This window comes from Frigoribacterium sp. Leaf44 (assembly GCF_001421865.1).
Classification (GTDB): domain Bacteria; phylum Actinomycetota; class Actinomycetes; order Actinomycetales; family Microbacteriaceae; genus Frigoribacterium.
On the sequence record NZ_LMLG01000004.1, the window covers coordinates 64133 to 77632 of the forward strand.

Here is a 13500-nt window from a genome sequence, read left to right on the forward strand (position 1 = left end):
GAGAACCGATGACCTACCCCAAGGGTTCCGACGCCACGGGCGTCCCCGCCTCACCGCGCTTCCCCGAGATCGAGACCGGCGTCCTCGCCTTCTGGAAGCGCGACGACACCTTCGCCGAGTCGATCCGGGCCCGCGAGGGCTGCGACGAGTGGGTCTTCTACGACGGCCCGCCGTTCGCCAACGGCCTGCCGCACTACGGACACCTCCTGACGGGCTACGCCAAGGACGTGTTCCCGCGGTACCAGACCATGCGCGGCAAGCAGGTGCACCGGCGTTTCGGCTGGGACACCCACGGGCTGCCCGCCGAGCTCGAGGCGATGCGCCAGCTCGGGCTGACCGAGAAGCACGAGATCGACGACATGGGCATCGACGTCTTCAACGCCGCCGCCCGCAAGTCGGTGCTGCAGTACACCGACGAGTGGCAGCAGTACGTCACCCGTCAGGCGCGCTGGGTCGACTTCGACGACGACTACAAGACCCTCGACGTCGACTACATGGAGAGCGTCGTCTGGGCCTTCAAGCAGCTGCACGACAAGGGGCTCGCCTACGAGGGCTTCCGCGTGCTGCCCTACTGCTGGCACGACCAGACTCCCCTGTCGAACCACGAGCTGCGCATGGACGACGACGTCTACAAGAGCCGCCAGGACCAGACGGTCACGGTCGCCTTCCCGCTCGTCGGCGCCAAGGCCGAGGCGCTCGGCCTGACCGGCGTCGAGGCCCTCGCCTGGACGACCACCCCGTGGACCCTGCCGACCAACATGGCGCTCGCCGTGGGGCCGGCCATCGACTACGTCGCCGTGCCGCACGCCCTGCTGCCGGGCGAGCGCACCGGCGACCAAGAGTTGCTGACCGGCAGCGTGTTCCTGCTCGCGGCCGACACGCTCGCCGCCTACGCCCGCGACCTGGGCTACGAATCCGCCGAGGCCGCCCAGTCCGCCGTCACCGCGACCTTCACCGGTGCCGAGCTCGAGGGCGTCGAGTACGACCGCATCTGGGACCTCTACGCCGACACCGAGGCCTGGGGCACCGAGAACGCCTGGCGCATCCTGGTCGCGGACTACGTCGCCACCGGCGAGGGCACCGGCATCGTCCACCAGGCCCCGGCCTACGGCGAGGACGACCAGCTGGTCTGCGCCGCCGCCGGCATCCCCGTCATCGTCTCGGTCGACGACGGTGGGCGCTTCCTGCCGATGTTCGACGAGCTGGGCGTCGCCGGCCTGCAGGTCTTCGACGCCAACAAGCCGCTCGTGCAGCGCCTCCGTGCCGACGGTCGCCTGGTGCGCCTCGCCAGCTACGAGCACAGCTACCCGCACTGCTGGCGCTGCCGCAATCCCCTGATCTACAAGGCCGTGTCGAGCTGGTTCGTCCGCGTCACCGAGTTCCGCGACCGCATGGGCGAGCTGAACCAGCAGATCACCTGGGTGCCCGACAACGTCAAGGACGGCCAGTTCGGCAAGTGGGTCGGCAACGCCCGCGACTGGTCGATCTCGCGCAACCGCTACTGGGGTTCACCGATCCCGGTGTGGAAGAGCGACGACCCCGCGTACCCGCGCGTCGACGTCTACGGCTCGCTGGCCGAGATGGAGGCCGACTTCGGTCGACTCCCGACGAACGCCGACGGCGAGCCCGACCTGCACCGCCCCTTCATCGACGAGCTCACCCGCCCGAACCCCGACGACCCGACGGGGCAGAGCACCATGCGCCGCATCGAGGACGTCCTCGACGTCTGGTTCGACAGCGGCTCGATGCCGTTCGCCCAGGTGCACTACCCGTTCGAGAACCAGCAGTGGTTCGACGAGCACAGCCCTGCCGACTTCATCGTCGAGTACATCGGTCAGACCCGCGGCTGGTTCTACACGCTGCACACGCTGTCCACCGCGCTGTTCGACCGCCCGGCCTTCTCGAACGTCATCAGCCACGGCATCGTGCTCGGCTCCGACGGTCAGAAGATGTCGAAGAGCCTGCGCAACTACCCGGACGTCAGCGAGGTGTTCGACCGCGACGGGGCCGACGCCATGCGCTGGTTCCTCATGTCGAGCTCGGTGATCCGCGGCGGCAACCTCGTCGTCACCGAAGAGGGCATCCGCGAGGGCGTCCGACAGTTCCTGCTGCCGCTGTGGAGCACCTGGTACTTCTTCTCGCTCTACGCCAACGCCGCGTCCGGAGGCGCGGGTCGGCATGCCGCCCCCGGTTACGACGCGCAGTGGCGAACCGACTCGAGCGACGTCCTCGACCGCTACCTGCTCGCGAAGACGCGCCTCCTGGTGTCCGACGTCGAGGCCGCGCTCGACGCCCTCGACACGCCGCGGGCCACCGCGACGCTGCGTGACTTCGCCGACGTGCTGACCAACTGGTACGTCCGACGCTCGCGCGACCGGTTCTGGTCGGGCGACGACGTCGACGCGTTCGACACCCTCTTCACGGTGCTCGAGACGCTCACACGGGTCGCGGCCCCGCTCGCCCCGCTCGTCGCTGACGAGGTCTACAAGGGCCTCACCGGGGCGCGCTCGGTGCACCTGACCGACTGGCCCGACGCCTCGGCGTTCCCGGCCGACGACGCTCTCGTGACCGCGATGGACGCCGTCCGCGCCGTCGCGTCGAGCGGTCTGGCGCTGCGCAAGTCCCAGGGGCTGCGCGTCCGTCTGCCGCTGGCCCGTCTGACGGTCGTCACGCCCGACCCGGCAGGCCTCGAGGCGTTCGCCGACATCGTGCGTGACGAACTCAACGTCAAGCGGGTCGTCGTGACCCGCCTGACCGAGGAGAGCCTCGGCGAGTACGGAGTCACCCGCAAGCTCACCGTCAACGCCCGGGCCGCGGGCCCCCGCATCGGCAAGCAGGTGCAGCAGGTCATCCCCGCGGCGAAGAAGGGCGACTGGCAGCCCGCGGGCGAGAACGTCGTCGTCGGCGGCGTCGAGCTGCTGCCGGGGGAGTTCACCCTCGAGCTGGCGGTCGCGGACGCGTCGAGCGCCCTCGCCTTCGTCGGTGACGGCGGCTTCGTGCTGCTCGACACCGCGACGACGCCCGAGCTCGAGGCCGAGGGCCTGGCTCGCGACGTCGTCCGCGCCGTCCAGCAGGCCCGCAAGGTCGCCGACCTCGACGTGTCCGACCGCATCACGACGACGCTCACGTCGGACGCCGCCGCGGCCGCCGCCGTCGAGGCACACCGCGAGCTGATCTCTCGCGAGACCCTGACCACCGAGCTGATCGTCGACGTCCACGAGGGCGTCGGCGACAGGCCCGAGAAGACCGTCGTCGGATCGGGCCCCGGCTCGGCCGTCGTCGTGGAGGTACGACGCGCATGACCCCGAAGAAGAACGACCGTCAGGGCGACCCCGCCGACGAGCAGGGAGGCGAGTTCGCGGCCGGCGCCCGGCGCGTCCACGACGAGCTGCTGGCACGCATCGGCGAACAGGCCCCGCAGCCCCGGCTCGAGCCGACCCGGCGCGCCGTCGAACTGCTGGGTGACCCGCAGCGGGCCTACCCGGTCATCCACCTCACCGGCACGAACGGCAAGACGTCGACCAGCCGGATGATCGAGAGCATCCTGCGGGCGCACGGTCTGCGCACCGGGCTCATGACGAGCCCGCATCTCGTGCACCTCAACGAGCGCATCGTCGTCGACGGCGAGCCGATCAGCGACGAGCGCCTGGTCGCCAACTGGGACGACATCCAGCCCTACCTGACCATGGTCGACACCGACCTCGAGGCCTCGGGCGAGCCCGCCCTGACCTTCTTCGAGGCCTTGACGGTGCTCGCCTTCGCCTGCTTCGCCGACGCTCCGGCCGACGTGGTCGTGCTCGAGGTCGGCATGGGGGGCGAATGGGACAGCACGAACGTGGCCGACGGCCAGGTCGCCGTCTTCACCCCCATCGCCCTCGACCACCAGAACCGTCTCGGCTCGACCGTGGCCGAGATCGCCCGCACGAAGGCCGGGATCGTCAAGCCCACGGCCGCCGTGGTCTCGGCGTCGCAGACCCCCGAAGCCCTGGTCGAACTCGAACGTGCCGTCGAGTTGAGCGAGGGGTCGCTCGCGGTCGAGGGCACCGCCTTCGGCGTCGAGTCGACCACCGTCGCGGTCGGCGGCCAGGTCGTCACGATCCGCGGGCTCGCGGGCCGCTACGACGATCTGCTGCTGCCGCAGTTCGGAGACCACCAGGCCCAGAACGCGGCCGTCGCGGTCGCGGCCGTCGAGTCCTTCCTCGGCGGCGGGTCGCAGCCGCTCGACCACGAGGTGCTCGCCGAGGGACTCGCGAGTGCGACGTCGCCCGGCCGTCTGCAGATCGTCGCCAACGAGCCGACGATCCTGGTCGACGCGGCGCACAACCCGCACGGCGCCCGCGCCCTCGCCAAGGCGCTCGACGACTACTTCCAGTTCGGCGGCGTCGTCGCGGTGCTCAGCGTGCTGGCCGACAAGGACGCCGCGGGCATCGTCCGCGCCCTGGCGCCCAGGGTCACCCAGTTCGTCGTGACGAGCTCGCAGTCCGACCGGGCGATCGACGCCGACGAGCTCGCCGCCATCGCGGTGGGCGTCGTGGGTGCCGACCGCGTCGTCGTCGAGACCGACCTCGTGGCGGCCCTGCGCACGGCGCGCGACCTGGCCGACGAGGTCGAGGGCGACGAGCCCGGCGGCGTCGTCGTGACGGGTTCGATCACGCTGGTCGGCGACGTCATCGCCCTCTCGCAGCAGCCCGAGGGGCTCTCGTGACGACGGCACCGCCTCCCGCCGGAGCCGGAGCCGGAGCCGGCGGACGCGCGCCGCGCCCCCATCGACGCCGCGGGGCGGCCGAGAGCCTGCTCTCGATCGTCCTCGTGCTCGAGGCGATGACGCTGTTCTTCGTCACCCTCGTGGTCTTCGGGCGGCAGTTGCTGCCGGCCGGCGTCGCCTGGGGCGGAGGCCTCGCCGCGATCGTCCTGACGCTGCTGATCTCGCAGACCCTGCGCTGGCGGTGGGGCGTCGCCCTCGGCTGGCTCGTCCAGCTGGGTCTCGTGGCCTGTGGGTTCCTCGATCCGGTCATGTTCGTCGTGGCCGCCCTGTTCGTCGCCATCTGGACCTACTGCCTGGTCAAGGGCACGCAGCTCGACCGCATGAACGCCGCCCGGCTGCGCGACGCCCCCGGCGACGTGGCCTGAGCCGAGACCCCCCGACCCGTCCTCCGGGCGACCGCCCGCGAGCCATCCGCCACCCACCGAAAGAGGAGCAATGTCCGATCTCGAAGAAACACTCGTCCTCGTCAAGCCCGACGGCGTCGCCCGCGGCCTGACCGGCGAGATCCTGCGCCGCATCGAGGCCAAGGGGTACTCGCTCGTCGACGTCCGCCTCGTGCAGGCCGACCGCGACCTGCTCGCGAAGCACTACGAAGAGCACGTGGGCAAGCCGTTCTACGAGCCCCTCGTCGAGTTCATGCAGAGCGGCCCGACCGTCGCGCTGCGCATCGCGGGCGACGCCGTCATCGCGGGCTTCCGCTCGCTGGCCGGCACGACCGACCCGACGACCGCGGCCCCCGGCACGATCCGTGGCGACCTCGGCCGCGACTGGGGCTTGAAGGTCCAGCAGAACCTGGTGCACGGCAGCGACAGCCCCGAGAGCGCAGCGCGCGAGCTGGCCCTCTGGTTCTGAGCCACCCGCCGGCGTGACGCCGGAGACCACCGAGCCCGCGCCTCCTGAGTCCATCAGGAGGCGCGGGCTCGGTCGTGTCGACGGGTCGCGTCGTCAGGGGGTCGGCGTCGCCGTCGAGCCACCGGTCTCGCCCGTGCTGGTGTCGCCGGTCGGGGCGCCGTTCTGCACCTCGGCGACGAACTGCGCGAAGGTGCTCGCATCGGTCAGCGAGCCCTGGTACTGCTGGCCGTTCACCAGGACGAGCGGGGTGCTCGCGAGCTTGTCGAGCGACGAGTTCGGGATCGGGTCGTTCAACGCCCGCTGGGTGGCCGAAGCGACCCAGTCCTCGAAGTCGCCCCCCTTGATGCACGACGGGATCTGCTCGTCGGTCGCCCCGGCACCCTGAACCAGGGTGACGAGCTCGTCGTTCGTCAGACCCCGGGTGTTCTCCTCGGGCTGTTGCGCGAACAGGGCCGTGTTGACGTCGAGCGCCTTGTCGGGCTCGTGGTTCGCGACGCAGGCGAAGGCGTTGGCGGCGCGCGTCGAGTACCGGCTGCCCTGCGAGGCGTTGTCGAGGAACCCGATGGGGTGGATCGCCAGGGTGGCGGCGCCGCTCGAGACGGCCTCGTCGAGCTGCTGGGCGTTCGTCGTGTCGAACTGGCCGCAGAACGGGCACATGTAGTCGAGGTAGACCACGATCGACGGCACGTCGCCGGTCGCACTCGGGGCCGGGGTCGGCGTCGCGTCGGCCGCGAGGGCCCCGCTCGGCACGGCGGTGACGGCACCGTTCGACCCCTCGAGCACGAGACCGTCGCTCGCCATGTTCGCGGGGCCGGGACCGGCCGGCTTGATCGATTGCGTGATGACGAGCGCGACGATCGCGAGGACCGCCACCACGCCGACCACCAGGCCGCCCTGCAGGAGCCACTTGTTGCGTCGGCGCCGACGGGCCTCGGCCTCACGGGTGATGCGGGCCTTCTCGCGGGCCGCCTCTCGGCGTTCCTTCTTGCTGGCGGGGGAGTCGGTGGGTGGCGTCATCAGTCCTCGTCGTGGCTCGGTGGTCGTCCGACCAGACTGGCGAGGTCGTCCTCGAATCTGCTGGGAGCAGCCTGAGCGCGACGGACGTCGCGGGGGCCGGCCGCCCCGGGACGAGAGGAGGGGCGGGTCAGCCGAACAGCGTCGGCAGCAGCAGCGGGAACACGACGACGATGGTCGTGGCGACGACGATGTAGTTGAGCACCGGCAGGACCCACGAGTACGGGAGGAACCGTGCCGCCGCCCGCTGGAGCGGCCCCTCGGGGACGGTGACGCCGCGAGCCGCGCCCCACACCGTGAAGACCCAGAACAGCGGGATGGTGAAGAGCCAGACGAGCATGCACCACGGGCAGAGCGCCCCGATGACGAACACCGTCTGCGTGAAGAGCCAGGTGACGAAGACCCAGGCGAGCAGCAGCCCGAGGTTGAACGCCAGCCAGAACCACCGGGCGAAGCGGGCACCGGCGAGGAGGCCGAGACCCACCGCCACGGGGGCGGCGAAGCCGATCAGGCCGAGGATCGGGTTGGGGAAGCCGAAGAGCGAGGCCTGCCAGCTGTTGATGACCGGCGAGCAGCCCACGAACGGGTTGACGTCGCAGCCGAGCGCCGCGCCCGGGTTCTCGAGCAGCCGGAACTTGTCGAGGGTGAGGGCGAAGGCCCCCACCAGGCCGCCGAGGCCGGCGACGATCAGCAGCACGGCGGCCACGAACGGGGTGCGGCCGGTGGGCAGGGTCACGGCCCGAGGCGTCTCGACGGTCACGGTGAGCAGTATCGCACGGGCCGTCGGGGCGTCCGCTTTGACCCCGCACCGGCTTGGGCGTGCGATAATCGAGCCAGTCGTGGGGCCCAGGCCCCGAGATCCAGGCTTACCGGGCACTGCCGGCCGTCGTCGTCACGCGAGAGATCGCGTTCTCGACGAGGTCGAGCCGAAACCGGGCCAGAGCGCAGGCGCTCATCGTCGGATGGCCAGTTCCGAACCAGCAAGGCGACACGAAGAACAGCACGTCGACGAACGACATCGAGGGCGACGACCGCAGGTCGGTCGACACCCCGGATGACCGAACGTGACGTGTCCGACAAGGCGCGCCGTGAGAGGGCGCGGTGGTCAGGGGCAGGTGCGACGTCACCGCCCGACCACGACACGAGAATTCCTGCCGACGGCATGGCCTCGGCGGGGCGAGGAGCGCACCGCAAGTGGTGAACGACAACACAGACAACGACGGACGTCCGAAGAAGAGAAGGGGATTGTTCGCAGGCCTCAGGGCTCGCCAGGCGGCGGTCGACGCCGCCCCGGCGGCGACCCCCGACGCGCAGCGAGCAGCACTCCCTTCACCCGTCCGGACGACAGACGACGCCCAGGAGGCATCACCCGTGACCCACGAGACCGAGACCACCGACGAGCAGGTCGCGGCCCAGGCCCCGACCTCCGAGCAGAACGCGACCGACGCCGTCGCCGAGGCGTTCGTCGCCGCGGCGACCCAGCCGGCCCAGGCCGACGACGCGTCGACCGACGAGTCGTCCGGGTCGCCGATCCCGGCGAACCTGACGACCACGTCGCTGATCTTCCACGCGCCCGAGATCACCGTCCTGCCGGCACGCCCCGGTCGACGACAGCGGGACGACCGTGACGACCGCTACGACCGCGACGACTCGTGGGACGACGACGGCGACGACGAGCGCGACGAGCGCGACGACCGCGACGAGCGCGACGACCGCGAGCAGCAGCCCGCCTCGCGCCGTCGTCAGCGCGGCCGCTCGCAGGACCGCGAGGAGCGCGACTCCGAGACCCGCGGTCGCGACCGCGACCGTGCCCCGCGACAGGCGGAGCTCATCACCGAGCCGCAGCGCATCAAGGGTTCGACGCGTCTCGAGGCGAAGAAGCAGCGCCGCCGCGACGGCCGCGACGCCGGACGCCGCCGCACCGTCATCACCGAGGCCGAGTTCCTCGCCCGTCGCGAGAGCGTCGATCGCAAGATGATCGTCCGCTCGTCGGGCGACCGCATCGAGATCGGCGTCATGGAGGACGGCACGCTGGCCGAGCACTACGTCGCCAAGGCACAGAACGTGTCGCTCATCGGCAACGTCTACCTCGGTCGCGTGCAGAACGTGCTGCCCAGCATGGAGGCCGCGTTCGTCGACATCGGACGTGGCCGCAACGCCGTCCTCTACTCGGGCGAGGTCGACTGGGACTCCCTGTCGACCGGCAACCAGCCCCGTCGCATCGAGCTGGCCCTCAAGCCCGGCGACCGCGTGCTCGTCCAGGTCACGAAGGACCCCGTCGGCCACAAGGGTGCTCGTCTCACGAGCCAGATCTCGCTGCCGGGACGCTACCTCGTCTACGTGCCCAACGGCTCGATGAACGGCATCAGCCGCAAGCTGCCCGACACCGAGCGTGCGCGCCTCAAGAAGATCCTCAAAGAGGCGCTGCCCGAGAACACCGGCGTCATCGTGCGCACGGCGGCCGAGGGCGCGACCGAAGAGCAGTTGACCCTCGACGTCAAGCGCCTCACGAACCAATGGGCCGACATCGAGAAGAAGGTCGCGGCGGGCAACGCCCCGAACCAGCTGCACTCCGAGCCCGACCTGCTGATCAAGATCGTGCGCGACGTCTTCAACGAGGACTTCCACGAGATGGTCATCGACGGCGACGAGGCCTTCGAGACGCTGCAGTCCTACCTGTCGGCCGTGGCGCCCGACCTCATGGACCGCGTCAAGCGCTACGACGGCGACAAGGACGCGTTCGACGAATACCGCCTCAACGAGCAGATCGAGAAGGCGCTCGACCGCAAGGTCTGGCTGCCCTCGGGCGGTTCGCTCGTCATCGACCGCACCGAGGCGATGACCGTCGTCGACGTCAACACCGGCAAGTTCGTCGGCTCGGGCGGCAACCTCGAAGAGACGGTCACGAAGAACAACCTCGAGGCCGCCGAAGAGATCGTCCGTCAGCTGCGTCTGCGCGACATCGGCGGCATCATCGTCGTCGACTTCATCGACATGGTGCTCGAGTCCAACCGTGACCTCGTGCTGCGTCGCCTGGTCGAGTGCCTCAGCCGCGACCGCACCAAGCACCAGGTGGCCGAGGTCACGTCGCTCGGGCTCGTCCAGATGACGCGCAAGAAGCTGGGACTCGGCCTGGCCGAGTCGTTCTCCGAGGCCGGCAGTGCCGCGCGCGTCCAAGAACAACAGCCCCGCAAGGGCGGCCAGCAGGGCGACCGTCGACGTGGCGGCCAGGCCGGTGGGCCCGGCAAGTCGGGCGGCAACGGCCACAACACGGGCTCCGGTGCCGGCACCGGGCCGCAGTCCGGTCGCGGCGGCCCCTCGGCGCCGACCGGTGGGGCACACCCCACGACGGGCACCCACGCCATCACCGACGACGTGAAGAACGCCCTCTCGCGCATCGCGGCGAGCACCATCGCCCACGCCGAAGAGGGCGGCGGCAAGGACGACGACGCGGCCAGCCAGGCCGCGGCGGCCGTCGAGGCCGCCATCGACGCCGCCGCCGCGAGCGCCACGAAGGCCGAGCCGGTCGCCGAGGCAGCCGGTGACCAGGCGGACGAAGGCCGTCGCGGGCGTTCGGGCCGCAAGGGTCGCCGTGGTTCGTCACGTGCCGCGCGCGAGACCGGCGAGGACGCCGGCGAGTCGACGCCCTCCGAGTCGGCTCCCGCCGACTCGCGCGCCGGTGTGATCGAGGTCCCCGCGGCCGCCCCGGCCGAGCGGTCGGTTCCGGCGGCTGCCGTGGCCGCACCCGTCGACGAACCCACGGAGGCGCCGGTCGCCAAGGCCACGGAGCGTCGCCGCTCGTCGGCCACGGTCTCGACCCCGGACGCCACAGTCGCGATCCTCGACATCCCTGTCGCCACCACGCGTCGCGAGCCGCGTCGCATCAGCAGCCAGGACGCCGAGCAGCTGCTCGACTCGGTGTTGGGTGCGTTGCCCGAGCCGAAGCAGCCCGGACAGGGGCGTTCGCGCTCGCGCCGCGCCTCCAGCCAGGGCACGACCGCGGCGGCTCCGGCCGAGCCGACGACGTCCGGCGAGTCCGGTCCGTTCATCCTCGGCGTGGGGGTCAGCTCCGACGATCTGTGAGTCGTCTAGGGTGACCTCGTGCCTCTGACCCAGCCCGGAACCCCGACCGTCAGGTCGAGGTTCCCGGCTGCGTCCGTCGCGGCCTCGGGGCCCGAGGGGCGCGAGCGCCTGCTCATGGCGGGCACGGCCCTCGCCGTCGTCCTGGTGGCCCGTTTCGCCCTCGGGCTCGTCGCACTCGTCGGGTCGGCGGTCGGCTTCTCGGTGACGGCGTTCCCCAGCGGGTTCGTCGCGACGCCGGTCGGACAGTTCCTCGGCAGCTTCGTGCTCTACCCGTTCCCGTTCTACGTCGCCTCGTTCGCCGTGCTCGCCGCGACGAAGCCGCTGACGCCCCGGTCCGACCTTCGGACGGTGGTCCGCCACGCGGTCGTCGCGGGCGGCGTCGGGACGATCGCGCTGGCGGTCGTCGGCATCGTCCCGGGCATCGTCCTCTCGATCGACGGCGGCACCTGGGTGAACCTCGCCCTCTACCTGACGACCATCCCGCTGTCGGCCGGCATCGTCGACACGGCCCTGCTCGTCGCCGGTGCCGTGCTCGCCCGACTCTGGCTGGGCGGCGGCGACGGTGACGAGGTCTGGGCGGTCGAGCCCGGGCCCCGGGACGCCGAGGCCGAGGCGGAGGCCGACGCGGCCGACGTGGACGACCGCACCGCGCCTCCTGCCGTCTCGGACGACCGGTTCACCCGCGTCCCGACGGTCGCCGCCGCGGGGCCCTCAGCCCCCGTCGCCCCGCCCGAGCGTCCCGTCGTACCGGCGCACCCGACCCCCGCGCCGGACGACTGGTCGCGCTTCGCGCCCCCCGCCGAGCCGAGCGGGGACGACCGGTGAGCGCTCCCGTCCGGGAGCGCACCGAGCACGCCGGGCACGGCGTCGGACGTCGTGCGCGCCGGGCGCCGTCCCGCGTCCCGCTGCTCGTGGCCGGTGGGCTCGTGCTCGCCGTGCTCGTGGCGGTCCGCCTCGCCTCGCCCCTCCTCGGCCCGGGCCTGCTGCCGAACGCGCTGCAGGACTTCGTCACGCTGACCATCAGCGTCATCGTCGAGTCGATGCCGTTCGTCCTGCTCGGCATCGTCCTGTCGATCATCGTGCAGGAGTGGCTGCCGCAGGCGTTCTTCTCGTCGTGGCTGCCGAAGCGAGGGCTGCCCCGTCGCGCGGTCATCTCGTTCCTCGGCATGTTCCTGCCCGTCTGCGAGTGCGGCAACGTGCCCCTGGCGCGGGGGCTCGTGCTCAAGGGCTTCACGGTGTCCGAGTCGATGACCTTCCTGCTCGCGGCACCGATCCTCAACCCGATCACCATCATCACCACGCACCAGGCGTTCGGGTGGGACAACGGCATCCTCGTGGCCCGGTTGATCGGCGGGTTCGTCATCGCGAACCTGATCGGCTGGCTGTTCAGCAAGCACCCGAACCAGCAGAGCCTGCTGACCTCCTCGTTCGCGGCCGAGTGCCGGGTCGACGACGGCCATGCGCACGGGCGGGGTCGCACGGCGAAGAGCGTCGACCTGTTCCGCCGCGAGATGTCGACCATGATGCCCGCGCTCTTCATCGGCGCGGCCATCGCGGGCGCGATCCAGACGATCGTTCCGCGGTCGGTGCTCGTCACGCTCGGCAGCAACCCGGTCTGGTCGGTGCTGGCGATGATGGTGCTGGCCTTCGTCATCTCGATCTGTTCGAACGTCGACGCGTTCTTCGTGCTGCCGTTCGCCTCGACGTTCATGCCCGGCGGCATCGCCGCCTTCCTCGTCTTCGGCCCCATCATCGACGTCAAGATGCTGGCCCTGCTGCGGACGACCTACACACCCAAGGTGCTCGGGCAGGTCACCCTCGTGGTGGCCCTGACCAGTGCCGCGATCGGACTGGTGGTCAACTATGTCGCCTAGCCCTGCTCCTCGCCCCTGGCGCCGACTGCTCGACCGCTGGCAGGGGGTGCTGCTGACGCTCGTCGTCGGCGTCGCCACCCTCTGGCTCGCCGCGACCGGTCAGCTCGTGCTGTACATCCACCCCCGGTACGACGTCTTCACGGTGGTGATGATCGTCATCGGCATGACGTTGTCGCTGGCCACTCTGGCGTTCTCGCCCGTCCGGGGTGACGACGCCCACGACGGCCACGACCACGACGCCGGCCATGACCACGACCAGGACCACGACGGACGTCTCGACGCGGCCGAGGTGCCCGCGGTCGAGGACGGGCTCCGTCCGCGCCGCCGCCGACCGGTCGCCACGGGAGCCCGCCGCCTCGCCTTCTCGGTGGGCGTGGCCGTCACCGCCGCCGTCGCGATCGCCGTCGTCGCCCTGCCCCCGGCCACCCTGACCAGCGCCACGGCCGGCCAGCGCGACGTGAACTCGTCGACCGCGGCGCTCGACCGTACGACCGTGGCCGACGCGACCGGCGCCTCCTCGGATGCCTACCGGTCGTTCAGCGTCCTCGACTGGGCCGGCCTGTTGAGGCAGACGACCGACCTCGCCTTCTACGAGGGCAAGACCGCGGACGTGGTCGGCTTCGTCACGCCGTCCGACACCGATCCCGACGACGTGTTCTACGTCTCGCGTTTCGTCATCACGTGCTGCGCGGTCGACGCCCAGCCCGTCGGCGTCCCGGTCTACCTGCCGGGGTGGCAGGACCAGGTCGCCGCAGACGACTGGGTCGAGGTCACGGGTGGCTTCGACACCAACCGCAGCAGCTCGAGCCAGGACCCCGTCGCCCTCGTGCCCGACGACGTCACGACCGTGGGACAGCCCAGTGACCCGTACCTCTACTGAGGGCGGGCGGGGCCGGGGCACGACAGGAGGGG

General features: G+C 71.2%; 11 protein-coding genes. 8 read left to right on the plus strand and 3 right to left on the minus strand.

The features are described from left to right. Positions 1-8 precede the first annotated feature (8 nt). The 4 genes from ileS to ndk all read left to right on the plus strand — a co-directional run bounded on the left by ileS (position 9) and on the right by ndk (position 5617). On the plus strand, positions 9-3302 hold the full coding sequence (gene ileS, locus ASE87_RS06550) for an isoleucine--tRNA ligase (protein ID WP_056226995.1): 3294 nt from the start codon (positions 9-11) through the stop codon (positions 3300-3302). Beyond that, positions 3299-4705, plus strand: coding sequence for a folylpolyglutamate synthase/dihydrofolate synthase family protein (locus tag ASE87_RS06555; RefSeq protein ID WP_082452438.1), 1407 nt, complete (start codon positions 3299-3301; stop codon positions 4703-4705). Before ileS ends, ASE87_RS06555 begins: the two co-directional genes overlap by 4 nt. Then, on the plus strand, positions 4702-5130 hold the full coding sequence (locus ASE87_RS06560) for a DUF4233 domain-containing protein (protein ID WP_056226997.1): 429 nt from the start codon (positions 4702-4704) through the stop codon (positions 5128-5130). Before ASE87_RS06555 ends, ASE87_RS06560 begins: the two co-directional genes overlap by 4 nt. Positions 5131-5200: 70 nt before the next feature. Next, positions 5201-5617, plus strand: a complete 417-nt coding sequence (gene ndk / locus ASE87_RS06565) for a nucleoside-diphosphate kinase (protein WP_043597064.1) — start codon at positions 5201-5203, stop codon at positions 5615-5617. 93 nt (positions 5618-5710) lie between these two features. Here ndk and ASE87_RS06570 read toward each other — a convergent pair whose 3' ends face one another. The 3 genes from ASE87_RS06570 to ASE87_RS06580 all read right to left on the minus strand — a co-directional run bounded on the left by ASE87_RS06570 (position 5711) and on the right by ASE87_RS06580 (position 7680). Beyond that, complete coding sequence (locus ASE87_RS06570; RefSeq protein WP_043597066.1) at positions 5711-6634, minus strand: thioredoxin domain-containing protein; 924 nt, start codon at positions 6632-6634, stop codon at positions 5711-5713. Between the two features lie 127 nt (positions 6635-6761). Continuing rightward, positions 6762-7391, minus strand: coding sequence for a vitamin K epoxide reductase family protein (locus ASE87_RS06575; protein ID WP_231567181.1), 630 nt, complete (start codon positions 7389-7391; stop codon positions 6762-6764). A 106-nt stretch (positions 7392-7497) separates the two neighbouring features. Further along, complete coding sequence (locus tag ASE87_RS06580; RefSeq protein WP_043597068.1) at positions 7498-7680, minus strand: hypothetical protein; 183 nt, start codon at positions 7678-7680, stop codon at positions 7498-7500. Positions 7681-7876: 196 nt separating this feature from the next. On the opposite strand from ASE87_RS06580, the gene ASE87_RS06585 reads away from it, so the two are divergent. From ASE87_RS06585 to ASE87_RS06600, 4 genes are read left to right on the plus strand one after another with little or no spacing between them, the layout of a single operon-like run. Next, positions 7877-10714, plus strand: coding sequence for an Rne/Rng family ribonuclease (locus tag ASE87_RS06585; protein ID WP_369813998.1), 2838 nt, complete (start codon positions 7877-7879; stop codon positions 10712-10714). A gap of 18 nt (positions 10715-10732) precedes the next feature. Next, positions 10733-11539, plus strand: a complete 807-nt coding sequence (locus ASE87_RS06590; protein ID WP_056227001.1) for a hypothetical protein — start codon at positions 10733-10735, stop codon at positions 11537-11539. After that, a complete protein-coding gene (locus tag ASE87_RS06595) occupies positions 11536-12588 on the plus strand; it encodes a permease (RefSeq protein ID WP_056227003.1) in 1053 nt (350 codons plus the stop codon). Before ASE87_RS06590 ends, ASE87_RS06595 begins: the two co-directional genes overlap by 4 nt. Continuing rightward, the gene (locus ASE87_RS06600; RefSeq protein ID WP_082452440.1) at positions 12578-13468 is read left to right on the plus strand and encodes a TIGR03943 family protein; all 891 of its coding nucleotides are present in this window, start codon (positions 12578-12580) and stop codon (positions 13466-13468) included. The genes ASE87_RS06595 and ASE87_RS06600 overlap by 11 nt, the downstream gene beginning before the upstream one ends. The last annotated feature ends 32 nt before the right edge of the window (positions 13469-13500 follow it).